The sequence below is a fragment of the Streptomyces sp. V4I2 genome (assembly GCF_030817655.1).
In the GTDB taxonomy this organism is placed as follows: Bacteria; Actinomycetota; Actinomycetes; order Streptomycetales; family Streptomycetaceae; genus Streptomyces; species Streptomyces plumbiresistens.
The window spans coordinates 3230896-3253875 of sequence record NZ_JAUSZM010000003.1; the positions used below are offsets into that span (position 1 = coordinate 3230896).

Annotated in this window: 24 protein-coding genes and 2 pseudogenes; 13 read left to right on the plus strand and 13 right to left on the minus strand. The window is 71.2% G+C overall.

The features are described 5' to 3' along the window. Positions 1-16: 16 nt before the first annotated feature. Positions 17-1042 carry a Gfo/Idh/MocA family protein gene (locus QFZ76_RS15715; protein ID WP_307674325.1) on the plus strand — a complete coding sequence of 342 codons (1026 nt, stop codon included), beginning with the start codon at positions 17-19 and terminating at the stop codon, positions 1040-1042. On the opposite strand, the gene QFZ76_RS15720 is transcribed toward QFZ76_RS15715, so the two are convergent. Further along, entirely contained in the window at positions 1029-2681 is a 1653-nt protein-coding gene (locus tag QFZ76_RS15720; protein ID WP_307674326.1) for an alkaline phosphatase, read from the minus strand. The genes QFZ76_RS15715 and QFZ76_RS15720 overlap by 14 nt on opposite strands. Before the next feature lie 146 nt (positions 2682-2827). Between QFZ76_RS15720 and QFZ76_RS15725 the strand changes: the two genes are divergently transcribed. Then, the gene (locus tag QFZ76_RS15725; protein ID WP_307674327.1) at positions 2828-3607 is read left to right on the plus strand and encodes an SDR family oxidoreductase; all 780 of its coding nucleotides are present in this window, start codon (positions 2828-2830) and stop codon (positions 3605-3607) included. 257 nt (positions 3608-3864) lie between these two features. Here QFZ76_RS15725 and QFZ76_RS15730 read toward each other — a convergent pair. Together QFZ76_RS15730 and QFZ76_RS15735 are read right to left on the minus strand one after the other, a co-directional pair. Further along, positions 3865-4846 (minus strand): annotated as a pseudogene (locus QFZ76_RS15730) (aldo/keto reductase). A gap of 55 nt (positions 4847-4901) precedes the next feature. Beyond that, positions 4902-5228, minus strand: a complete 327-nt coding sequence (locus QFZ76_RS15735; RefSeq protein ID WP_307674328.1) for a nuclear transport factor 2 family protein — start codon at positions 5226-5228, stop codon at positions 4902-4904. A gap of 161 nt (positions 5229-5389) precedes the next feature. On the opposite strand from QFZ76_RS15735, the gene QFZ76_RS15740 reads away from it, so the two are divergent. Continuing rightward, positions 5390-5947, plus strand: coding sequence for a DoxX family protein (locus tag QFZ76_RS15740; protein WP_307674329.1), 558 nt, complete (start codon positions 5390-5392; stop codon positions 5945-5947). A gap of 59 nt (positions 5948-6006) precedes the next feature. After that, on the plus strand, positions 6007-6393 hold the full coding sequence (locus tag QFZ76_RS15745) for a MazG-like family protein (protein ID WP_307674330.1): 387 nt from the start codon (positions 6007-6009) through the stop codon (positions 6391-6393). Here the strand turns inward: QFZ76_RS15745 and QFZ76_RS15750 are convergent. The 6 genes from QFZ76_RS15750 to QFZ76_RS15775 form a co-directional block, all read right to left on the minus strand. Next, positions 6390-7721, minus strand: a complete 1332-nt coding sequence (locus QFZ76_RS15750; RefSeq protein WP_307674331.1) for an MFS transporter — start codon at positions 7719-7721, stop codon at positions 6390-6392. The genes QFZ76_RS15745 and QFZ76_RS15750 overlap by 4 nt on opposite strands. Then, complete coding sequence (locus QFZ76_RS15755; RefSeq protein ID WP_307674332.1) at positions 7718-8830, minus strand: PLP-dependent cysteine synthase family protein; 1113 nt, start codon at positions 8828-8830, stop codon at positions 7718-7720. Before QFZ76_RS15755 ends, QFZ76_RS15750 begins: the two co-directional genes overlap by 4 nt. A 99-nt stretch (positions 8831-8929) precedes the next feature. Next, positions 8930-9340, minus strand: coding sequence for a hypothetical protein (locus QFZ76_RS15760; RefSeq protein ID WP_307674333.1), 411 nt, complete (start codon positions 9338-9340; stop codon positions 8930-8932). A 176-nt stretch (positions 9341-9516) separates the two neighbouring features. Then, positions 9517-9969 carry a hypothetical protein gene (locus tag QFZ76_RS15765; RefSeq protein ID WP_307674334.1) on the minus strand — a complete coding sequence of 151 codons (453 nt, stop codon included), beginning with the start codon at positions 9967-9969 and terminating at the stop codon, positions 9517-9519. A gap of 250 nt (positions 9970-10219) precedes the next feature. Further along, a complete protein-coding gene (locus QFZ76_RS15770; protein WP_307674335.1) occupies positions 10220-10867 on the minus strand; it encodes a DUF305 domain-containing protein in 648 nt (215 codons plus the stop codon). Between the two features lie 88 nt (positions 10868-10955). Further along, the gene (locus QFZ76_RS15775; protein WP_307674336.1) at positions 10956-11381 is read right to left on the minus strand and encodes a DUF6153 family protein; all 426 of its coding nucleotides are present in this window, start codon (positions 11379-11381) and stop codon (positions 10956-10958) included. A 156-nt stretch (positions 11382-11537) separates the two neighbouring features. Here QFZ76_RS15775 and QFZ76_RS15780 point away from each other — a divergent pair, with 156 nt between their 5' ends. The 4 genes from QFZ76_RS15780 (at position 11538) to QFZ76_RS15795 (ending at position 14950) form a co-directional block, all read left to right on the plus strand. Then, positions 11538-11906 (plus strand): BlaI/MecI/CopY family transcriptional regulator, encoded by a 369-nt coding sequence (locus tag QFZ76_RS15780; RefSeq protein ID WP_266440393.1) that lies wholly within the window; start codon positions 11538-11540, stop codon positions 11904-11906. Beyond that, positions 11903-12832, plus strand: coding sequence for a M56 family metallopeptidase (locus tag QFZ76_RS15785; protein ID WP_307674337.1), 930 nt, complete (start codon positions 11903-11905; stop codon positions 12830-12832). The genes QFZ76_RS15780 and QFZ76_RS15785 overlap by 4 nt, the downstream gene beginning before the upstream one ends. A gap of 181 nt (positions 12833-13013) precedes the next feature. After that, on the plus strand, positions 13014-14039 hold the full coding sequence (locus tag QFZ76_RS15790; protein WP_307674338.1) for a C40 family peptidase: 1026 nt from the start codon (positions 13014-13016) through the stop codon (positions 14037-14039). Positions 14040-14071: 32 nt separating this feature from the next. Beyond that, entirely contained in the window at positions 14072-14950 is an 879-nt protein-coding gene (locus QFZ76_RS15795) for a F510_1955 family glycosylhydrolase (RefSeq protein ID WP_307674339.1), read from the plus strand. On the opposite strand, the gene QFZ76_RS15800 is transcribed toward QFZ76_RS15795, so the two are convergent. Both QFZ76_RS15800 and QFZ76_RS15805 read right to left on the minus strand, forming a co-directional pair. Then, entirely contained in the window at positions 14922-15491 is a 570-nt protein-coding gene (locus tag QFZ76_RS15800; protein ID WP_307674340.1) for a hypothetical protein, read from the minus strand. The two genes, QFZ76_RS15795 and QFZ76_RS15800, sit on opposite strands and share 29 nt — an antisense overlap. Positions 15492-15496: 5 nt before the next feature. Continuing rightward, positions 15497-15664, minus strand: a complete 168-nt coding sequence (locus tag QFZ76_RS15805; protein ID WP_307674341.1) for a hypothetical protein — start codon at positions 15662-15664, stop codon at positions 15497-15499. Between the two features lie 117 nt (positions 15665-15781). Between QFZ76_RS15805 and QFZ76_RS15810 the strand changes: the two genes are divergently transcribed. Next, a complete protein-coding gene (locus QFZ76_RS15810) occupies positions 15782-16450 on the plus strand; it encodes a TetR/AcrR family transcriptional regulator (protein WP_307674342.1) in 669 nt (222 codons plus the stop codon). A 21-nt stretch (positions 16451-16471) separates the two neighbouring features. Here QFZ76_RS15810 and QFZ76_RS15815 read toward each other — a convergent pair. Together QFZ76_RS15815 and QFZ76_RS15820 are read right to left on the minus strand one after the other, a co-directional pair. Beyond that, positions 16472-17991 (minus strand): annotated as a pseudogene (locus tag QFZ76_RS15815) (multicopper oxidase family protein). A gap of 77 nt (positions 17992-18068) precedes the next feature. Continuing rightward, positions 18069-18482, minus strand: a complete 414-nt coding sequence (locus QFZ76_RS15820; protein ID WP_307674343.1) for a DUF6153 family protein — start codon at positions 18480-18482, stop codon at positions 18069-18071. A gap of 122 nt (positions 18483-18604) precedes the next feature. Between QFZ76_RS15820 and QFZ76_RS15825 the strand changes: the two genes are divergently transcribed. The 4 genes from QFZ76_RS15825 (at position 18605) to QFZ76_RS15840 (ending at position 22877) form a co-directional block, all read left to right on the plus strand. Continuing rightward, positions 18605-19501 (plus strand): DUF5134 domain-containing protein, encoded by an 897-nt coding sequence (locus tag QFZ76_RS15825; RefSeq protein WP_307680020.1) that lies wholly within the window; start codon positions 18605-18607, stop codon positions 19499-19501. A gap of 229 nt (positions 19502-19730) precedes the next feature. Then, positions 19731-20024 (plus strand): heavy-metal-associated domain-containing protein, encoded by a 294-nt coding sequence (locus QFZ76_RS15830; RefSeq protein WP_307674344.1) that lies wholly within the window; start codon positions 19731-19733, stop codon positions 20022-20024. A gap of 111 nt (positions 20025-20135) precedes the next feature. After that, positions 20136-22421, plus strand: a complete 2286-nt coding sequence (locus QFZ76_RS15835) for a cation-translocating P-type ATPase (RefSeq protein ID WP_307674345.1) — start codon at positions 20136-20138, stop codon at positions 22419-22421. 99 nt (positions 22422-22520) lie between these two features. Beyond that, positions 22521-22877, plus strand: coding sequence for an NADH-quinone oxidoreductase subunit A (locus QFZ76_RS15840; RefSeq protein WP_307674346.1), 357 nt, complete (start codon positions 22521-22523; stop codon positions 22875-22877). Positions 22878-22980: the final 103 nt, after the last annotated feature.

Sequence of the window (22980 nt, forward strand, 5' to 3'; positions counted from 1 at the left end):
CGAGGGTGGGGCCGGGATGACGAGGGAGCAGAGCGTGCGCTGGGGGATTCTGGCGACGGGCGGGATCGCGGCGGCGTTCACCGCGGACCTGGTGGACCTGCCGGACGCGGAGGTGGTGGCGGTGGCCTCGCGGACCGAGGAGTCCGCGAAGGCGTTCGCGGACCGGTTCGGGATCCCCCGGGCGTACGGCGGCTGGGAGGCGCTCGCCCAGGACGAGGACATCGATGTCGTGTACGTCGCCACCCCGCACTCGGCGCACCGGGCGGCCGCGGGCCTGTGCCTTACGGCCGGACGGAACGTCCTGTGCGAGAAGGCGTTCACGCTGAACGCGCGCGAAGCCGAGGAGCTGGTCGCGCTGGCGAAGGCGCGCGGGAGCTTCCTGATGGAGGCCATGTGGATGTACTGCAACCCGCTGATCCGGCGCCTCGCCGACCTGGTGCGGGACGGCGCGATCGGCGAAGTGCGCACGGTGCACGCCGACTTCGGGCTCGCCGGCCCCTTCCCTCCCAGCCACCGGCTGCGTGACCCGGCCCAGGGCGGCGGCGCGCTGCTCGACCTCGGCGTGTACCCGGTGTCGTTCGCGCACCTGCTGCTCGGCGAACCCTCGGACATCGCGGCGCGCGCGACCCTGTCCGAGGAGGGCGTCGACCTCCAGACGGGCGCGCTGCTCTCCTGGGACAGCGGCGCGATCGCCTCGGTGCACTGCTCCCTCGTCGGCGGTACGGCCACCACGGCGTCCGTCACCGGCACTCTGGGCCGCATCGACATCCCGTACGGCTTCTTCCACACCGACCGTTTCGTGCTGCACCGCGACGGCCGCGACCCGCAGGAGTTCACGGCCGACCCGGCGGACGGGCCCCGGGGCAGCCTCCGGCACGAGGCCCGCGAGGTGATGCGCGCCCTGCGGGCCGGCGAGACGGAGTCCCCGCTCGTCCCGCTCGACGGCACCCTTGCCGTGATGCGGACGCTCGACGCGATACGGGAGCGCGTCGGCGTCCGCTATCCGGGAGAGGACCTCGCGGCCGGGCTCACGCCGGCTTGAGACCCTGGTCCCCCACCTCCGTCACGAAGGACGCGGCCGTCGCGATCGGGGCCCCGGGCCTGGTCACGTACGGCACGCTCCGGAAGTCGGCCCGGGCCCGCTCGCGGCCCAGCTCGACGGTCACGTAGCCGCGCAGCCCGTTGTAGAACTTCATGTGCGGGTTGGCCCGGGTGTACGTGTCCCAGGTCGCGGGCTTGTCGGCGCCGTCCCGGCCGCTGGAGATCGACGATCCGACGATCTCGGTGCCGAGGGTGCGGGAGGCCGGGTCGTCGAAGTCGTCCTTGATGTCGTAGGCGTACGCGACGTGCACGTCACCGGTGAGGACCATCAGGTTGTCGACGCCGGCCGCCTTGGCGCCGTCGAGGATGCGGCGGCGGGAGGCCCGGTAGCCGTCCCAGGCGTCCATCGCCAGCCGTGCCGGGTCCGTGAGGTCGAGCTTGCGCTGCGAGAAGTTCGCCTGCTGCGGTACGACGTTCCACAGGGCCCGTGAGTCGCGCCAGCCGTTGAGCAGCCACCGCTCCTGGGTCTCGCCGGTCATGGTGCGCGCCGGGTCGTCGATCTCCGGGCCGGGCAGGTCCAGGCCGTCGCCGTAGGCCTGGTCGGAGCGGTACTGGCGGGTGTCGAGGACGTCGAACTGGGCGAGCCGGCCCCAGTGCAGGCGACGGTAGAGCTGCATGTCCGGTCCCGCGGGCCGCTGCGGGCTGCGCAGCGGCTGGTTCTCCCAGTAGGCCCGGTAGGCGGCGGCGCGGCGCAGCAGGAACTCCTCCGGCGGGACAGGGTTCGCGGGGTTGTCCTCAGGTATGTGGCCGGCGTAGTTGTTCTCGGTCTCGTGGTCGTCCCAGGTGACGACGAAGGGGTGCGCGGCGTGTGCGGCCATCAGGTCCGGGTCGGACTTGTAGAGGGCGTAGCGCAGGCGGTAGTCCTCCAGGCTCACCGTCTCGCGGTTGAACACCGCCGGGAGCGTGCGGTCGGTGTGGTTCCGGTAGCCGCCCACCGAGTTGACCGCGTACTCGTACAGGTAGTCGCCGAGGTGGAAGACCACGTCGACGTCCTCGGTGGCGAGATGGCCGTACGGGGTGAAGTAGCCGTCGGTGTACGCCTGGCAGGAGACCGCGGCGAAGGTGAGTGCCGAGGTGCGGTCGAAGGCGGCCGGCGCGGTGCGGGTGCGGCCGGTCGGGCTGATCCAACTGCCCGTGCGGAAGCGGTAGTAGAAGACGCGTCCGGAGTCGAGGTGACCGACCTCGGCGTGCACGGTGTGGTGGAACTCGGGGTGGGCGGTGACCGTGCCGCGTCTGGCGATCCGGCGGAATCGCTCGTCGTACGCCAACTCCCAGTGGACCAGGACGCGTTCGGCCGGGAGGCCGCCGTCGGGCTGGAACGGGACGGGGGCCAGGCGGGTCCACAGGAGCACGGAGCCGGGCTGCGGGTCGCCGGACGCGACGCCGAGGGTGAAGGGGTTCTCGGTGATCTTCGCGGCGTCGAGCTCGGCGGCGCTCGCGGTGCCGGCGGCCGGCAGGTTCACGGAGAAGGCGAGCGCGGCGGCGGCGCCGGTGACGGTCAGGAAGCGGCGGCGGCCGATGTGCCGGGCGGCTGCGCGCAGTTCGGGGGCGTGTTGTGACGGGCGGGTGTCGAGTGTCATCCGGTCCTCCCCTGACAGATGAATGCAAGAGGCAATTGGAGTGGCCCGGAGCGACAGCTTCTTGGCACGTACACAACACCCAGATGGCGGACGGATGAGTTCCGCATGGCGGACCCCGCCGGAGGCCTCCCGTACGCTGCGGGCCCATGAATGCCATGCAAACTGCGAAAGTTTCGAGGATCGCGATGGTGACCGGCGCAGGCTCCGGCATCGGCCGCGCGGTCGCCGTGGAGCTGCTGCGCGCGGGTTGGTCGGTGGCGCTGGCCGGCCGGCGAACGGAAACCCTGGAGGCGACGGCGGCGTTGGCGCCCGAAGGCACCGGGGGCGCCTCGATCGCCGTACGCACCGACGTGTCGCGGCCGGAGGACGTGGCCGCGCTGTTCGCCGCCACCACCGACCGCTTCGGGCGCGTCGACCTGCTGTTCAACAACGCCGGAACATTCGGTCCGGGTGGGGTGCCCGTCGAGGAACTGCCGTACGACGCCTGGCGGCACGTGGTGGACACCAACCTCAACGGGGCGTTCCTGTGCGCGCAGGCGGCGTACCGGCAGATGAAGGAGCAGGACCCGCGGGGCGGCCGGATCATCAACAACGGCTCCATCTCGGCGCACACGCCCCGGCCGCACTCGGTCGCCTACACCGCGACGAAGCACGCGCTGACGGGGCTCACCAAGTCCCTGTCCCTGGACGGGCGGCCGTACCGCATCGCCGTCGGGCAGATCGACATCGGCAACGCGGCGACCGACATGACCGAGCGGATGCAGACCGGGGCGCTTCAGGCCAACGGGGAGATCGCTCCCGAGCCGGTGATGGACGTCGCCGATGTGGCGCGGACCGTGCGGCACATGGCGGAGCTGCCACTGGAGGCGAACGTGCAGTTCGCGACGGTACTGGCGACGGCGATGCCGTACGTGGGGCGCGGCTGAGCCGCCGGCTCAGGCAGTCACGTACTCAACATGCACAACCGGAATGGAATCCTCCGGTGCATTCGGGCCGATAGCGGGCTTATGCTCTTGCCCTCCTCCACAAGAGCTTCACACTTGGAGGAGAGGTCTTCCGCCGACCACACCCGAGGGGGGAGGCGGCAGCCGTTCCACCGCACCGGTGGGGGTGGACTCCGCGCGGGACCGCGGAGTACGCACCGGTGCGATGGAACGGCTGCCGTGTACGTCGGACCGGACGCTCAGCGCCCGAGGATCCGGTCCACCTCGGCCATCTGCCCGGCCGTGAGCGGTCCCTTCTCGATCGCGCCCGCGTTCTGCTCCGCCTGGGCGACCGAACGGAACCCGGGGATCGGGATCGTGCGCGGGCTGCGCGCCCACAGCCAGGCGAGGGCGCCCTGGGCGGGCGTACGGCCGCCGCTGGTGAGGATCTCCTTCAACGCGTCGACGCGGGCCACCCAGTCGGCAGCGGCACCGGCCCCCTTCCTCGAATCCCTGCAACCACTCCGGCGGACGGCTGCGGATGTCCCCGGCCTCCAGAGCCCCTTGGCGCTTCCCCGTCAGCAACCCCATGGCGAGCGGGCTGCGGTTGATGCTCGCCAGGTCAGACGCCTCGCACAGGGCCAGCATGTCGGGCGCGTCCTGCAACACGTTGACCGCGTGCTGTACGGCCGCACAGTGCTCCCCCTCCGCGAACAGGGCGGCGCGGGCCGGGTCGTCGGTGCTCCAGGCGTAGGCCCGGACGAGACCCTCGCGCACGAACTCCTCGCAGGTGTCGCGCAGTTCGACCGCGCGCTCCGGGTCGGCGTCAGAGAGGTGCAGCTGGTAGAGGTCGATGTGGTCGGTGCCGAGGCGCTTCAGGGATGCCGTCAGCGCGCGGCGGGCGTAGGCCGGGGTGTCGTCGCCGCCGGTGAGTGTGCGGGTCTCCTCGTCGAAGACGTTGCCCCACTTGGTGGCGAGGACCACGTCGTCCCGGCGCTTGCCGAGGGCGCGGCCGAGGACGCGTTCGCTGTGTCCGGCCCCGTAGGTGTCCGCGGCGTCGAAGAAGGTGACGCCCAGATCGAGGGCGCGCCGGATCGCCCGTACGGACTCCTCGTCGTCGACCTTGCCCCAGCCGAGCGGCTGTCCGTCGGTGTCCTGCCACTCACCGCCGATCGCCCAGCAGCCGAAGCCGAGGGCACTGACCTCTATGCCGCTGCGGCCCAGTGTGCGTGTGATCTCCATGCCGGTGAACGTTAGGAGTTGGAGTGCACACGAAGACAAGGGGTTTCGGCGTGCGTTATGCCTGACCGGTCTCGAAGCGGGAGATCCTGCCGTCGTCCTCGACCGTGAAGCTCCACCGGGTGCGCATCTCGCCCCAGGTGTCGTTGCTGTAGCGGGCGAGGAGGGCGCGGCCGCCCTGGGACTCGTTGTCGACCTCCATGTGGCCGTGGGAGGCGAAGATCTCCCGGTCGATCCACTCGTCGAGGTCGCGGTCGGACCCGTCGTCCGCCATGGTCGCGCCGGGCGCGAGGACCTTCAGGAAGGCCTCGCGGTCATGGGCGTTGACGGCGGTGACGAAGGCGCGGACGGCCGGGTCGCTCAGTCTCGCTGTCTGAATCGTCATGGCAGTCAGACTCACACCGCGCTCGGGAGAGCGCCACCCGAACGGCGCCTCGGGCGGAGCCGGTGGGTGTGAGGGGTGGGACGGTGGAAAGGCGCGGGGTGCCCCTTCTTTCCGCCCTCTGTCCTTTCTCCGTCTCCTCTCCGTCTGTTCCGGGAGTCATCGTGAGCTGTTACGACCGACGTGATCTGGGCCTGCTGCTGCTCCGGCTGGGGACCGGCGGTGTGCTGGCCGCGCACGGCACGCAGAAGCTGTTCGGGTGGTTCGGCGGGCACGGGCTGGCGGGCACCGGCCAGTTCTTCGAGTCCGTCGGGTACGCGCCCGGGAAGCCGAGCGCCGCGGCGGCGGGGCTGGCCGAGGCCGGCGGCGGCACCCTGCTGGCGCTGGGCCTGGCGACCCCGGCGGCCGGTGCGGCTGCGGCCGGGGCGATGGCGGGCGCGGCCGCGGTGCACACCCCGAACGGCTTCTTCAACGCGAGCGGCGGCTACGAGTACGCCGCCTCCCTGGGCCTGACGGCGGCCGGTCTCGCCGTCACGGGGCCCGGCCGGCTCTCCGTGGACCACGCGCTCGGTCACGCGGTCAACCGGAACTGGATGATCCCGGCCGCGTTCGCGGCGACCGGGCTGGTGACGGCGCTGGTCGTGGGCGCCCGCAACCGGCGGCTGCGGCAGGCGGAGGAGGGCGAGCAGACCGCCTTGTTCGAGGAGACGTTCGACGAGTGAGGCAGTGAGGCAGTGAGGCACGGTGTCCCGCGGCCCGGACCGCGTGACACGCTGCCCGCATGACTGATCAGGCCACCTCCCCCGAGACGACCGAGACAACGAGCGTGACCGGGACGACCGCGGACCTCTGGGGCTCCGTCGACGACCTGTGGAGCTGGCTGGAGGCGAACCGTCCCGTCGACGGCGACCAGGGCCTGCTGCTGCGCATGCTGAAGCTGTCGGAGGAGGTCGGCGAGGTCGCCCAGGCGGTGATCGGCGCGACCGGCCAGAACCCGCGCAAGGGCGTCTCCCATACCTGGGAGGACGTCCAGGGTGAGCTGTGCGACGTCGTGATCACGGCCCTGGTGGCCCTGCGCACGCTCACCCCGGACACCCGCGAGGTCTTCACCCGGCATCTGGCCCGGGTGACGGAACGCTCCCTGGGGCCGGCGGCCCCGTCGTCCTAGTCGGCGTCGACGAGGACGTCCTTCGTCCCGCCCTCCTGGCTTCCTGACAGTCGGCCGGCGTCACGGTGGTCGTGATCCGCACGCTGCAGCCGGTACAGGGACCAGGCGCACACCAGTCCCAGGACGAGCAGCGCCAGCCAGGGCAGCGCGGACATGCCGGCCGACCGCGCGGCGTCGAGGGCCGCCCCGGTGAGCAGGTTGCCCAAGGTGATGCCGACCCCGCAGATGGTGTTGTAGAGGCCGTAGTGGGTGGCGACGAGGCGGTCGCCCGAGAGCCGGACGATGGTGTCCATCTCGAACGGGTACGCGATCATCGTGCCCAGCGCCAGCAGCAGCGCGGCCAGCGTCGGCGGGACGACCGCGAGCAGCCGACGCCCCATTCCCCCGTCCGGCACGGGCACGGCCGTCGCCACGAGCAGCGGGACGAAGGCCAGACCCATGCTCAACAGCCCCCAGGCCAGGGCCTGCCCGGGCTCCAGCCGCTCCTTGCACCAGGCCGTCACCCGGGTCTGCCCGAAGATCGTGGCCAGCCCCGAGGCCGCGAAGAGCAGGGCGACGGCCGCGGTCCCGAACTCGCCGTCGCCGCCCAGCCGTCGTACCTCCAGCGGCAAGGCCAGATAGACCTGGAAGGACAGGACGTACGAGCCGATCATGGCCGTCGAGAAGAGCAGGAAGGCGCGGTTGCGCAGGATCCCGCGCCACTGGGCGAGCACGCGCTCGTGCCCGTCGGCCCTCGCGTCCGCCGCGTCGTCCGCGCGCCGAGCGGGCAGCGCACGGATCTGTACGACGCTCAGCAGCGCGAAGACCGCCGCCGAGACGAGGCAGGTGATCCGGAAGTCGAAGCCCGTCAGCAGCATCCCCACCAGCGGGCCGAGCAGGATGCCCGCCTGGTAGAAGACATTGAAGAGGGCGAAGGCCTCGACGCGGCGCTCCCCCGCGTCGGCGGCGAGATAGGCGCGCACGGCCGGGTTGAACAACGCTCCCGCGAAGCCGGTGGCCGCCGAGGCGGCCAGCAGTGCCGGAACCGAGTCGACGAGACCGAGCGTGGCGAAGCCCACCGTGCGCAGCACGCATCCCGCGACGATCAGCGGCTTGTAGCCCAGCCGGTCGGCGAGGGTGCCGCCGATGAGGAACATGCCCTGCTGGCTGAAGTTCCGTACGCCGAGGATGAGTCCGACCGTCCAGCCGGCCAGGCCGAGGGATCCGGACAGGTGGGCGGCCAGGTACGGCATCAGCATGTAGAAGCCGAGGTTGATGGTGAACTGGTTCACCATGAGCAGTTGGACGCTTCGCTCGTATGAGCGGACCTGTGTGAGCGTCGTCTTCACCGTGCCGCCCCGCCTTCGGCACCGGCCGTTCCGGCCGGCAGGGAGAGGGGATCGCTGACGCTCGTGCAGCGGGTCCAGCGGGTGACCTCCTTCTCGTCGGGGCGGCCCACCAGCTCCGGTTCGGGTGCGGGGGTCACGCCCAGCAGCCCGTGCTCGGCGCAGTACTGGTCGTCGTAGACGGTCTCCAGGTACCGCTGGGGCCCGTCGGGGAAGATCGCCACGATGCGGGTGCTCGCGGCGGCCGTTCGGGCGAGCCAGCCGGCCACCAGCGCGACCGCGCCGACGCTCCAGCCGCCGGTGGCGTAGTGCGAGGCGGCCAACTGCCTGCAGGCCCAGACCGATTCGCCCGGTGCCACCCAGTGCACCTCGCTGAAGTTCTCGTACGCCACGTTGCGCGGGTAGATGCTGGAGCCGAGTCCGCGCATCAGGCGGGTCTTCGCGGGCTGGCCGAAGATGGTCGAGCCCACGGTGTCCACACCCACCAGCCGCAGCTCGGGGTACAGCTGGCGCAGGACGCGCGAGATGCCCGCGGAGTGGCCGCCCGTGCCGACGCTGCAGACCAGTAAGTCGATGTGGCCCATCTGCGAGGCGAGTTCGAGGGCGAGCGGGGTGTAGGCGGAGACGTTGTCGGGATTGCCGTACTGGTCGGGGCACCAGGCACCGGGGCTCCGCGCCAGCAGTTCGGCCACCCGGTCGCGGCGGGCCTGCTGCCAGCCGCCGGTGGGATGCGGCTCGGGCACCAGGTCGACGGTGGCGCCGTAGGCGGTGAGCAGCCGGGTCATGGACGGTTCGAGGCCCGGGTCGGTGACCAGGGTGACGGGGTGCCCGTAGACCATTCCGGCCAGGGCGAGGCCGAGGCCGAGGGTGCCGCTGGTCGACTCGATGACCGGAGCTCCCGGGCGCAGGTCGCCGCGGGCCCGGGCCCGTTCGATCATGTGCAGTGCGGGGCGGTCCTTGATACCGCCGGGGTTGAAGCCCTCCAGTTTGGCCCAGAACCCACGGTCGGGCGGCGAGAAGGGCTGGGATACGCGCAGTACGGGGGTGTTGCCGACCAGCCCGGAGAGGGTGGAGCCGGCGGGGGTGAAGTCACTCGTGGTGGGAGAGTGCATCTGTTTCGCTCTCGTTCGATGCGGACGCGTGCGAGTGCTCGTCTCGCGCGCCGGCGGATGCGCGGCGGTCCGGGCGGGGCCGGACTGCCGGGGCGACGCCTATATGCGCCACTGGCAGAGGGCGACGAGAGCGGACCGGCCGCCGCTGGGCGGGAGTCTTCGCGCGGTACTCCGGGGGTCGCGCGCTAGGAGGTCTGCCGGGTCCGTCGGTGCCGCGGCGGTCGTCGCGGGCGCAGGGACGCGAGCCCAGGACTTCGAGACCGCGGCGGCCTGGGAACGGGCGCCGGGACACAGGTCGGGAGAGTCCGGCCCGTCGGCTGTCTCGCCCTCGGGCCTCTGCGGGGGCGACGGGATCTCACTCGACGCGGCGGCCGAGGGACCGTAGGGCTGCTCCGGCGTATGGAGCCGATCGCCGAGGCACGCCAGTAGGGCGAGCGTCGCGAGCAGCAGGGCGTACAGCGTGGCGTGGGCGAGTCGGGTCATCCCGCTCTTGGCAGGGGCGTACGGCACAGGTCCTCCGCGCGGCGCTGCCCTGGCCGGAGGGATCTGGGATCACGGCAGGGCAGGGATCAGTGGGGGGGAGAGGGTCGTCGACCATCCCCGCACCGCACCGGAGGGCGGCATGCGGAGGAGGTCAGACGCCAGGAACCGGCAACCGGGACACACCGGTTCGGAAAAGCGCTGACCTAGATGCGCAGAATCGTGGAACCCGCCGCATGCGCTATCGGAGCCACGACGTCGCGGACCGCGGCGTGGCGGGCGTCCGCCGGCCGGGGCAGGCCGTCGTCATCGCTCTGCGAGCTCAGCGGAGTCAGGCAGGGCACGCCGGCACCGGGCCCTTGCGGAGGCTGCCCCAGCGCGCACTCCCCACCGGCGTGGTGCCGGCCGTGACCGTCGTGGTGGTCGCCCGACGGACTGTCGTGGGTCTGGCTCGCGGACACCGCCGACGTGGCACTCGCAACCCTTTCACTGTGCGCGACGGGCTCGAAATGAACACCGGAGACGGCGGCGCCTTCCTCGGACGCGATGTGACGCACCGTGGCATCGGGGCTGACGGCGTGCGTATACAGCAAACCGAAGAGGAACAGGCCCAGCCCCAGCACACGCCACAGAACCGCTGTCGAGCGGCTCCGCTGCACACCGGAAGGTGACCAGGCCGTAATCACGCCGTGATCCTAACCCGCCCCAGAACTCCTCGCGCTCCGAACGGCGAGAACACTGCGTGAACAAGCCATCGTGCGGACACGGCCGCCTCCGGGCGGAACCAACCACCTGAAAGTGCACGGCACTTCACGGACTGCAAACAGTCGTCCCGGCATCTCGCGGGCGACACGACAGCGGTGGGCCACCGGGGTGATCCCCGGTGGCCCGCCGCTTCATGGCCCTGTGTCAGCTCTTGTCGAGCATCTTGTTCATCTGCTCGATCTCGGCGGTCTGGGCCGTGATCACGTCGTCCGCGAGCTTCACGGCGGGGTCGTACGCGCCGTCGGCCTTCTCGGCCTTGGCCATCTCGACGGCGCCCTCGTGGTGCTTGACCATCATCTCGAGGAACGTCGTGTCGAACTCGGCGCCGGAGGCCTTGTCCAGCTTGTCCATGTCCTCGCTGCTCATCATGCCGGGCATGCCGGAGGACATGTCGTGGCCCTCCATGCCGGACATGTCCGCGGGGACCTCCTCGCCCCACGAGGTGAGCCAGCCGGACATCGTCTTGATCTCCGGGTCCTGCGCCCCCTTGATCTTCGTCGCGAGGTCCTTGACCTCCTTGGAGGAAGCGCGGTCGGCGGCCATGTCGGCCATCTCGATGGCCTGACGGTGGTGCGGGATCATCTCCGTGGCGAAGTCGACGTCCTGGTCGTTGTGTTCGCCGGCCTCGGCGGACGCGGAGGCGGAGGCGGAGGCGGACGCGGACGCGCCGGAGTCGGACCCCATCGAGCCCATGTCGTGGCCGTCGCCCCCGCAGGCGGCGAGCACGAGGGCGGCCACCGAAGTGGTGGCGGCGAGGGCGGTACGGCGGATGAGCTTGCGGCGTGCGGTCATGGTGGAACTCCTGCGATCGGATGGGGAAAAGGGCGTACCGATACGCGGCGCCGCGCCCTCAGGGGCGTACGGCGTCACGCGGGCCGCTCTATATCCGCAGGAGTTGGAGTTCGGAGAGGGAAGGCGGCGCCCGGCCGCCGTCGGGTCCGCTGCCGCCCGGCGAAGTACGCGCGAGCGGTGCTCCGGCGCAGGCCACCACATCGGGCAGCAGCACGGGCACCACGCCGGGAGCCCCGGCCACCGCCCCGGAGGCGCAGGTCGGGTCCGCGTGCTGTGCGTGGCCTTGGCAGTCGCCGCCGTGTTCACAGGTGCCGGGCATGGAGGCCACGACGCCCGTGCCCATACCCATGCCCGCGGCCGCCACTGTCCGGTCGTGTCCGTGGCCGGCCGCAGCCGCCGGCACCGGTCCGAGACCGTGCATACCGAGCAGGCCCAGCAGCAGAGCGCCCACGAGCAGCCCGAAGGACCGCAACACCGGTTGCGGTCGAGGGGCGGGCTGTACGAGGCGGGTCACGGCGCCATGGTAGGCACAGGCTGTTGGGCCCTCGCATCTTGGAGGTACGCGAACAGGTCGCATATCGGACGCACGCGAGAAGGCCCGAGGGACCGCCGGACTACTATGGCCTTGCGTATTCGCTTGCGCATTCGGTGGCGAAAAAGGAGTCAGGGCATGCGGCGGCTGGGGGAGCTCGAGGCGGAGATCATGGACCGTCTCTGGACGTGGAACCGTCCGGCCACGGTGCGTGAGGTCGTCGACGACATAAACAAGACCCGCCCGGTGGCGTACACCACGGTGATGACCGTCACCAACATCCTGTACACCAAGGGCTGGCTGCTCCGGGGCAAGCAGGGCCGCGCCTGGCTCTACACCCCCGTCCGCAGCCGCGAGGCGTACGCCGCCGCGCTCATGGAGGACGGCCTGGGAGAGAGCAAGGACCGCCCGGCCGCGCTGGTCCACTTCGTCGAGAACATGTCCGAGGACGAGGTGGCCGCCCTGCGGAAGGCCCTGCGGAACGTCGGTCGTCAGGCGAAGGCGTGAACGCGGCGCCGGTTCTGGTCGGCTACACGGCCGCCGTGGGTTTCGTCGCGCCGCAGCTGATCCTGCGCGCTCGCTGGCCGCACCGGGCTCCGGCGCTGGCGGCAGCGGTGTGGTACGCCCTGGCGGTGTCGTTCTCGATCGGGGCGGCCCTGTCCGCCTACAACCTGGCCATGCCGACCGAGCACCTGCACGCGGGCCTGGTGGGCCTGCTGCACTCCTGCGGGCTCGACATGGGTGCGAGCGCGGGTGCGGGTGCGGGTACGCCCGACCCCGGCACGGCGGAGCGGCTGGCCGCCGGTGTGCCCGGCGCCTTCGCGGTCGCGCTGCTGGCCGGCTTCGCCTTCCATGTGACGCGCGCCCGCCGGGCGCGGACGGAGCACCGGCAGGCCCTGGACCTGGTCGGCCGCCACTCGGCACGGCTGAGCGCCACCGTCCTGCCGTACGACGTCCCCGCCGCGTACTGCCTGCCCGGCCGCCGTCCCCGGATCGTGGTCAGTGACGCGGCCGTGCGCGAGCTGACGCCGGATCAGCTCGGCGCCGTACTGGAGCACGAGCAGGCGCACATCGCGGGCCGCCACCACCTGCTCCTGGCCGCCGTGGAGGCCTTCCACTCGGTGTTCCACCGGCTCCCGCTGGCCCGCCACGCCCGCGAGCAGACGGCACTGCTGCTGGAGATGATCGCGGACGACCGCGCCCTGCGCAGCCACTCCCACGAGGTGCTGGCCACCGCCATGTACGAGATGGCCGCGGCCCGCGCCCCCAAGGGCGCGCTCGCCGCGGGCGGCCACACCGTCCTGATCCGCATGAAGCGGATCCTCGGTCCGCGCAAGGCGCCCCATCCGGCGCTGTGGGGTTCGGTCGCCGCCGTGGCCCTCGCGGTTCCGCTGCTGCCGCTGCTGGTGGCCTGCCCGCCCGGGCTCGGCTGACCGACCGACCGGCTCACCGACCGCCCGGCTCCCGTGAAACGCCTGTGACTCGCACTCACTTGCGATGCCAACCACTAAGCTACTAAGTTCTAACGCGCTTGCCTGTCGGCGCCCCGGCGCCGGTACGACGGCCGCCGGCCCGTCGTCTGGTACACAGACCGCGCAGAGGAGTCACCCCACGATGGGAACCCACCGTCGGCCGAAGCCGCCCAGCCGTGCCCGAATAGCCACGCTCGGTATGGCCGCCGGCGCCGTCAGCCTCCTGCCGACCCAGAGCCAGGCGGCTCCCGAGCCCACGCTGGAAGACGTACGCAAGCAGGTCGAGACGCTGTACGAGGAGGCCGAGGCTCCCACGGAGGAGTACAACGCCATCACCGAGAAGCAGGCGAAGCTGCAGCGCGAGGTGGACGGCGCGCGGGACCGGCTGGCCCGCAAGCAGCAGGAGGTCAACGAACTGCGGGAGAAGATCGGCCCGTTGGCGGCCGCGCAGTACCGCGATGGCGGCATCGACCCGAGTGTGGAGCTGTTCCTGTCCGGCGACCCGGACAACTACCTCGACCAGGCCGCGATGCTGGACCGTACGAGCAGCCGGCAGGCCGACGCGCTGCGGGCGATGCAGACCAAGCAGCGCGAACTGACGCAGGAGCGCACGGACGCCCAGAAGCGTCTGAAGGCCCTGGAGGAGACGCGCGCCGAGGCCGCCGAGACGAAGAACGAGGTCCAGGGCAAGCTCGCCGAGGCACGCAAGCTCCTGAACAGTCTGACCGCCCAGCAGCGCGCCCGGATGGAGGCCGACCAGGAGCGCGACGACGCCTCGGCGGGCGCCAGCGACTCCGCCGCCAGTTACAACGGGCCCGCGAGCGGTCGCGCCAAGACCGCGCTCGACTTCGCGTACGCGCAGCTCGGCAAGCCGTACGAGTGGGGTTCGACCGGCCCCAACTCCTACGACTGCTCAGGACTCGTGGGCGCGGCCTGGCGCACGGCGGGGGTGTCCCTGCCCCGCACGGTCAAGCAGATGTACGACGCGGGCCGCAAGGTGTCCAAGTCGGACCTGCAGCCGGGCGACATCATCTACTGGTACAACGACACCCAGCACAACGGCATGTACGTCGGCAACGGCAAGGCCATCCACGCGCCGCGCACCGGCAAGAACATCGAGATCGTCCCCCTGGACTCCATGCCGTTCTTCGCCGCGTCCCGGCCCTGAGCACCAACTCCCGTACCTTGCAAGGAACTTCAGTGACCGCACGCCCGGCCGTCCGTACCCTGCTCGGCGCGGCGGGCGTCTCGCTCGCCGCCCTGGTCCTGTCCGCGTGCGGAGGCGGAGGCGGGTCCGCCGAGCCGGGCGCGGCAGCGGACGACGCTTCGGAGGCGTCGGGGTCGCTCTCCCATGTGCACGGCCTGGGCGTCGACCCGGCTGACGGACGCGTGTACGTCGCCACCCACAACGGCCTCTACACCGCGGCCGAGGGCGGGAAGCCGGAACTCGTCGGCGAGAGCAGGGACGACTTCATGGGCTTCACCGTGACCGGCGCGAGGACCTTCGTCGCGAGCGGACACGGAGCCGAGGGCAGCGGCCGTCCGGGCAACGTGGGTCTCATCGAGAGCAGGGACGCGGGCGTCACCTGGACGTCCCGGTCGCTGTCCGGGGAGGCCGATTTCCATGCGCTCGACTCGGCCGGGGGAACCGTCTACGGGTACGAGGCCGGCCGGGTCCGGGTCAGCGGCGATCTCAGGAACTGGGACGACCGGGCCCCGCTCGACGCCCTCGACCTCGCGGTGAGCCCGGCCGGGGACAGGCTGCTGGCCACCACGGCCGACGGTGTCGCGGTCAGCACCGACGGCGGCCGCACCTTCGGCAAGGGCACCGGGCAGGTCCAGGCCTTCCTGTCCTGGCCGTTGGAGAAGTCGCTGTTCGGCATCGACCCCTCCGGGAGGCTGAGCAGCAGCGCGGACGGCGGCAGGACCTGGAAGCGGCTCACGACCGTGCCCGGCGGACAGCCCCAGGCACTGACCGCGGTGAACGCCGAGCACGTGCTCGCCGCGACGCAGGACGGGGTGTACGAGTCCCGCGACGGCGGCAGGACCTTCACCGCGCTCGCGCCTCTCGCCTCGTGAGGTCCATCGACGTGGGGGAATTCTGATGTGCGGGGGAATCCTGCCGCCTACGCCACCCGTAGCGGGTCAGCCCTTTCGGCTTGAACACCGACAGCGTGACCGCGACCAGCAGTATCAGCAGGGCCGCTGCGGCATCGGCCAGCAGTTGGACCCTCATCCCGAAGAGGTCGTCGCCGGACAGGTTCGCCTCGGCCGCGGCGTCGGCGACGTGGTCGATCACCTGCATGTGCACGAGCAGCAGGACGGAGGCGACGACGTTGATCAGCAGCTTGAACAGCACCCAGTAGTGGCGGAACAGCCCCCACGCGCTCCCCAGGGACTGGACGAGCCCCGTGACCAGTGAGGCGAAGCTGAGCGGGACCAGGACGAACCAGCCCGTCACCTCCATCGCCAGGTAGGCGCCCCGCACCGTCTGGGCACTCCCGCTGGACAGACCGGCGACGGCGAGGACGAGGAAGACGGCGACGGCACCGAGCCAGCCGACCGACGAGGTGACGTGTGCGGTGAGCGTGAGCTTGCGGAGGCGAGGGTTCATGGTCATCGCGATCAGTGGCCGCTCATGCCGCCGCCGAGCGTGTGCATGAGCACGAGCGCCACGAGCAGGGCCGCGCCGGCGGCGATCGCGAGGGTCCTGGCCCAGCGCGGCATGCCGGGATGCGCCGCGGGAGCCGGTCCGTGACCGGTGTCGTCGGGGCGAGTGGGCGAGTCGGCCATGTGCGTGTCCCTCACGGTGCGCGATGCGTGGATGGTGTGCTGCGCCCATTTTACGAGACACAGTGTCTACGACGTCAAGCAGTGTGTATCGAGGGCGCCGCCCCGTACACTGAACCGGTGCCGAAGCTGTGGAACGAGACGATCGAGGCGCACCGCCGCGCCGTGCGCGACGCGATCCTGAACTCCACCGCCGAGCTGGCCGCCGAGCACGGCGTACGGTCGGTGACGATGTCGCAGATCGCCGAGCGGGCCGGCATCGGGCGGGCGACGCTCTACAAGTACTTCCCGGACGTCGAGGCGATCCTGTTCGCCTGGCACGACCGTCGGATCACCGAGCACCTCGGACAGTTGGCGGAGATCCGGGACCGGACCGACGGGGCCGGCGACCGACTGGAGGCGGTCCTCAGGGCGTTCGCGCACATCTCGCGCCACTCCCGCGGACACCACGGCACCGAACTCGCGGCGCTCCTCCATCGGGACGAGCGGGTGGCCGACGCCCAGCGGCAGCTCCACGACATGATCCGGGACCTGTTGGCGGCAGGCGTCGAGACCGGGGACTTCCGCGGCGATGTCGCGCCCGCCGAACTCGCGACGTACTGCCTGCACGCCCTCACGGCGGCCGCCGCGCTGACCTCCGACGCGGCGGCCGACCGCCTGGTCACGGTCACCCTGTCCGGACTGCGCGAGGGGAAGGCCGTACCGGACGACCGTGCCGTACGGGACGACCGGAAGCCGACGCGTCGGCATGAGCAGCACGGCCACCACCCGGGGCGGTCGGCCCACTAGGTCTGCGGCGCGAGACGCATGTCAGGCCCGGTAGGCCACGTTCGCCATCATCCCGGCCTCGCCGTGATACGCGTTGTGGCAGTGCAGCATCCACTGGCCCGGGTTGTCCGCGTCGAAGAAGACGGACAGCTTCTTCCCGGGCAGCACGATCGAGGTGTCCTTGCGCGGCCCCGAGGCGCCGAGCTGGTACGTGTGGCCGTGCAGGTGCATCGGGTGCCACATGTCGGTGTCGTTGACGAAGTCCAGCCGTACGCGCTGCCCCTCCTCGATGAGGATCGGGTTCGCCTCGGTGTCGTTCATGTCGAACGGCGTGCCGTTGATGGCCCAGTTGTACTTGTCCATGCCGCCGGTCAGCTCGATCCGGTGCGTGACGTCGGTCTTGGCGGACTCCAGGCGCACCGCGTCGGCCGCCCGCAGCTGGGACGCCGTCATCATCATGCCGTCGAGCTCCTTCGGGCGGACCGTCGCCTTCGGGGCGCCCCCGAGCCCGTACGTACCAGGGCCAGAGCGTTCGCGTCCTTGCCCTCGGCCAGGGCGACGAGCGGGAAGACGCCGTCGCCCAGGGTGACCAGGACGTCGTACCGCTCGCCCATGCCGACCAGGAGGGCATCCACTTCCCGGTGCCGGACCGGGAAGCCGTCGGTGTGCGTGACGGTCAGCCGGTGGCCGCCGAGGGCCACCCGGTACGCCGTGTCGCCGCCGGCGTTGACGATCCGCAGCCGCACCTTCTTGCCGGGCTTGCCCGTGTAGACGTCCGGGTCGGTCGCCACCCGGCCGTTGACCAGGTGGTACGGGTACTTCACATCACCCGCGTCGCCGCCGAGCAGGTCGCTCTCGGCACCCATGAGCATGAACTTCGCCCCGCCCATGTCCATGCCGCCCATGCCCTGCCTCAGCTCGGCGAAGACCTCGTCGGGGGTCCCGGTGACGCCGTCGACCCAGTCGTCGAGGAGGACGACCCACTCGTCGTCGTGGTCGAGGGTCTCCTTGGGATCCTCGACGATCAGCGGGGCGTACAGGCCGCGGTCGAGCTGGACGCCGACGTGCGGGTGGAAGAAGTACGTGCCCGGGGCGTCGGCGATGAACCTGTACGTGAAGGTGGAACCGGCCCGGACGGCGGTCTGGGTGGTGGGCGGCACGCCGTCCATGTCGTCGCGCAGGGCGATGCCGTGCCAGTGGATCGACGTGGCGGTCCTGTCCGGGAGCTGGTTGGACAGCTCGGCGACGAGGGTGTCGCCGACGGACAGGCGGACCTCCTTGCCGGGGGTACGGCCGTCGAAGGCCCAGGTCCTCGGCCTGACGCCGCCACCCAGGTCGATCACGGCGGGCGCCGCGGTCAGAGTGAGCTTCTGCTGCCGTCCGGTGCCGGTCCGCTTCTTCTCGGCGGCGGCGACCGCCGCGCCCGAGGGGCTGACCAGGGCGTTGCTGCCGGAGCCTGAGCCGGTGCCGCCGGAACCGGAGTTGCTGCACGCCGCGAGCGCGCCCGTGCCGGCGACGCCCAGCCCTGCGAGCAGGACGGAGCGACGGTTGATGCTGTTCATGGGATGAGGTCCTCTGGTCGGAACTGCTGATGTGGTCGCGGAGAGGAGACGGCACATCGCGCGCCGTCCGGCGCGGTCTACAGGCGCAGTCGAGAGAGGACCGACAGGTCGGGCGGGGCCCGGCCGACCGTGACGCCGGGTGTGCGTCCGGCCTCGGCGGGCCGCGGGTGCGCGAGCGGATCGGACGCGCCTCGGGTGGGTGTCGCCAGCTGCACGGAGTCGACACTCGCCGTGGTGCAGTGCTGCATTCCAGGTGTGATTCCAGGCGTGGAGCATCCGCCGTTGTCGTCGGCGGTGGCCGTGCCGGGCATGGCGGTAGGGGCGGTATGAGCCGCATGAACCGCGCTCGGCATCGGCATCGGCATCGGGGAGGCACCCGTCTCGGACATCTCGTGGTGGACGAGCACGGCCAGCGCGACGCACAGGGTGAGGAACACCCCGTAGGTCCAGCGGACGGCTGTGCCGCCGCTGGGAGCCGTCCGTATCGCCATGCGCTCCACCTGGTGCTGTGCTTGCCGAGCCCGGGCCCCTGAACGCTCACCGACCTCGGAACGTACTAAGGGCACTAGCAGATCGTAGTCCGAGAGACGCTCAGACGATCGTGAGGGTGAAGATGGGAATCCTGGCGCTCAGTTGGGCCATCGCGGCGGTCGCCGCCCTGGTGGCCGCCGTCAGCGCGGTCCGGGTGGTGACCACCAGCGGTGAACCCCGGTTCGTGGCGGGAGGCGATCTCCTGATGGGCCTGTGCATGGTCGCCATGGCCCTGCCCGCGACGGTCGCCTGGTACGCGGACTACGGCATGTGGTGGTCCGGGGCGTTCGCGCTGCTCGGGCTGGGAGGCGTGGCGATGGCCGTCAGGCACACGCGTACGCGCGGGTGGAAGCACGGCCGGCACTGGGTGCATCTCGTCGTGGGCAGCGCGGGCATGGTGATCATGACACTGGCCATGACGAGTACGTCGTCCGGCCCTGTTCTCGCCCTGGGCCATTCCTCGATGGCACACATGCCGGGCATGGAGCACACGGCGAGCTCGGCGGACACGCACGAGATGGCGGGCATGGACTCCATGGAGGGGATGGAGGGCATGGAGTCCATGGAGGGCATGGGCTCCGCGCACGGGACGGACATGCCCGGCATGACGCACGCCGCGGCCGGCACCGGCGCTTCCGCGGGGTCCCCCACCCTGTGGCGGCTCCTGATCGTGGCGCTCGCCGTGTACTTCGTGCTGTCGATCGGCGCGTCCGTGTGGGCCAGGATCCGGGGCACCGGCAGGCGTGGCCGGAGTGCGGGCTCGGGGGGCGGCTGGGGCCGCTGGCTGCTGGCCATGCCGGACACGGTGTTCGTCTTCCTGGCGTCCTTGACCGTCTCCGTGTGGGACAGGGCCCGATCCGCCCAGTCGACCGGTCACGGGCGGCGGCGCAAACTGGGGGCCGCCCCGGACGCGGCGCTGGCGGCCCACATCGGCATGGGCGGGACCATGTCCGCGATGCTGCTGATGATGGCCGTGTGAGGGCCGGGCACCACCACTGACCGGTACTGGACGACACACAGGTCACGGTGTCTACTAAGCAGCTTGAGAGACAGAGGAATTCACCGGAGGGGTCACCGAACGAGTCATGTGAGGGGCGCCACAGGTATCGTGAATACCCCTAGGGGGTATAGTGTGGACGTGACCGGGAGGCCAGGGAACCACCCCTCCCGGAGAACGACCCACGCATCCACACCCTGAGGAAGTAGCCATGACCACCGAGACGAACACCGGCTCCTGCTGCGGCTCCCACTCCTGTGGCTCCGAGGCCACGGTCGACGTCCAGGGCGTCGGCGTCACCACGGTCTACAAGGTGTCCGGCATGACCTGCGGCCACTGCGAGGGCGCTGTCTCCCAGGAGATCTCCGCGCTGGACGGCGTCACCGCGGTCAAGGCCGTCGCCGACACCGGCGAGGTGACCGTCAGCTCCGCCGCCCCGCTCGACGAGGAGGCCGTCCGCGCCGCCGTCGACGAGGCCGGCTACGAGCTCGTCGGCCGCGCCTGACACCCCCTTCGGGGCCACTGCCACCCCGAAGACGCGAATACCTCCCGCGCCGGGACGTACCGCTCCGCTGATACGGACGCCGTACGTCCCGGCCTCCCCCTGGAGACACGCATGACCAGCACGGCTCCCGAAAAGCCCCTCCCCGTCACGGCGTCCGCGCCGGCCTCCGAGGTCGAGCTCTCCATCGGCGGCATGACCTGCGCCTCGTGCGCCGCCCGCATCGAGAAGAAGCTCAACCGCATGGACGGCGTCACCGCGACCGTCAACTACGCCACCGAGAAGGCGAAGGTCTCCTTCCCGGCAGGTGTCGAGGTCGGCGACCTCATCGCGACGGTCGAGAAGACCGGCTACACCGCCGAGAAGCCGCCCCCGCCCCCCTCGGACACGGGAGACGAGGGCGAGGCTCGGGCCGCTCCGGCCGCGGACGGTGAGCTGCTGTCCCTGCGCGAGCGCCTGTACGTGTCGCTGGCGCTCACCGTGCCCGTCGTCCTGATGGCGATGGTGCCCGCCCTGCAGTTCGACAACTGGCAGTGGCTGTCGCTCACTCTGGCGGCTCCCGTCGTCGTCTGGGGCGCCTTCCCGTTCCACAAGGCCGCCTGGACGAACGCCCGGCACGGCGCCGCCACGATGGACACACTGGTGTCGATCGGCACACTCGCGGCGCTCGGCTGGTCGGTGTGGGCGCTGTTCTGGGGGAACGCCGGGATGCCGGGCATGCGCCACGGCTTCGAGTTCACCATCTCCCGAGGGGACGGCTCCTCCGCCATCTACCTGGAGGCCGCAGCCGGGGTGACCACGTTCATCCTCGCCGGGCGCTACCTGGAGGCCCGCGCCAAGAGGAAGTCGGGGGCGGCGCTGCGGGCGCTCATGGAGCTGGGCGCCAAGGACGTGGCGGTGCTGCGCGGCGGCAAGGAAGTCCGCATCCCGGTCGGCCAGTTGGCGGTCGGTGACCGGTTCGTCGTACGGCCCGGTGAGAAGATCGCCACCGACGGCACGGTCGTCGAGGGCGCGTCGGCGGTGGACGCCTCCATGCTGACCGGTGAGTCGGTGCCGGTGGACGTGACCGTCGGCGACGCCGTCACGGGGGCGACCGTGAACGCCGGGGGCCGGCTCGTCGTCGAGGCGACCCGCATCGGCACGGACACCCAGCTCGCGCGGATGGCGAAGCTGGTCGAGGACGCGCAGAACGGCAAGGCCGAGGTGCAGCGCCTCGCCGACCGGATCTCCGGGATCTTCGTGCCGGTGGTCATCTTCCTCGCGGTCGCCACGTTCGGCGTCTGGCTCGGGGCCACCGGCGACACCGTGGCCGGCTTCACCGCCGCCATCGCCGTCCTGATCATCGCCTGCCCGTGCGCACTGGGCCTGGCCACGCCGACCGCGCTGATGGTCGGCACCGGACGCGGCGCCCAGCTCGGCATCCTCATCAAGGGCCCCGAGGTCCTGGAGTCCACCCGCCGCGTCGACACCGTCGTCCTGGACAAGACCGGCACCGTCACCACCGGCCGGATGCAACTCCAGGACGTCTACACCGCACCGGGCGTCGACGAGACCGAACTGCTGCGGCTGGCCGGTGCGTTGGAGCACGCCTCGGAACACCCCATCGCCCAGGCCATCGCGGCGGGGGCGGCCGAGCGGGCCGGCGGGAGCCTTCCCGTGCCGGAGAACTTCGAGAACGTCGCCGGCCTCGGCGTCCAGGGCGTCGTCGACGGACACGCCGTACTCGTCGGCCGCGAGAAGCTCCTCGAGGAGTGGGTCATCGAACTCCCCGCAGAGCTGGCCGAGGCCAAGGCCGCCGCGGAGGCCGAGGGGCGTACGGCGGTCGCCGTCGCCTGGGACGGCCAGGCGCGCGGCGTCCTCACCGTCGCCGACGCGATCAAGGAGACCAGTGCCGAAGCGGTGGCCGAACTGCGCAGGCTGGGGCTCACACCCGTCCTGCTGACCGGCGACAACCAGCTCGTCGCCGAGTCGGTCGCGAAGGCCGTCGGGATCGACGAGGTGATCGCCGAAGTCCTGCCCCAGGACAAGGTCGACGTGGTCAAGCGACTGCAGAGCCAGGGCCGTACGGTCGCCATGGTCGGCGACGGCGTCAACGACGCGGCTGCACTGGCCACCGCGGACCTGGGTCTGGCCATGGGCACCGGCACGGACGCGGCGATCGAGGCGGGTGACCTGACCCTCGTACGCGGCGACCTGCGCGTGGCCGCCGACGCCATCCGTCTGTCCCGCCGGACCCTGGCCACCATCAAGGGCAACCTGTTCTGGGCGTTCGGCTACAACGTCGCCGCCCTGCCGCTCGCCGCCTTCGGCCTGCTCAACCCGATGATCGCGGGGGCGACGATGGCGTTCTCGTCAGTGTTCGTCGTGACCAACAGCCTGCGGCTGCGGTCCTTCAAGTGAACCGCGCGGCGCGCGACTTTTGGCTGATGCCGTAACCGTCCACGGACTGCCATGCTCCCTCGCGTGGCAGCCGTGCGGACGATCCATGGAAGGGGACCCGTGCAGACATCGGACTGGGAGCCGGTCCTGGCCCTCCTGGTGCTGGTTTCCGGAGCCGTCGTGCTGCTCCACGCTCTCTCCGTCGCCGTACGGGCGGTCCGGGAACCGCTGCACACCGGGCCGTTCAGCGGAGGGCTGGAACCTCAGGAACACGCGCTGTCCCGGTTCCACGTCCGCTGGTATCCGGTCACGATGGTCTTCCTCGCCTTCGACATGGAGATGCTCTTCATGTATCCGTGGACGAAGGTCGTCTCTGCGGTGGGTACGACCGCGGTCGTCGAGATGTTCCTCTTCCTCGGCATCCTGCTGGCGGGCGTCGGATACGCCTGGCGGGAGGGGGCGTTCCGATGGAGCTGAGACGCCGGCTCGCGAGAACGGCCGTGTCTCGTCCGGGAGTTCTGCTCGCGGTGTCTCCCGGAGCCACGCGCGAACGGCTCGCCGTGGAAGCGGAACTGGGGCG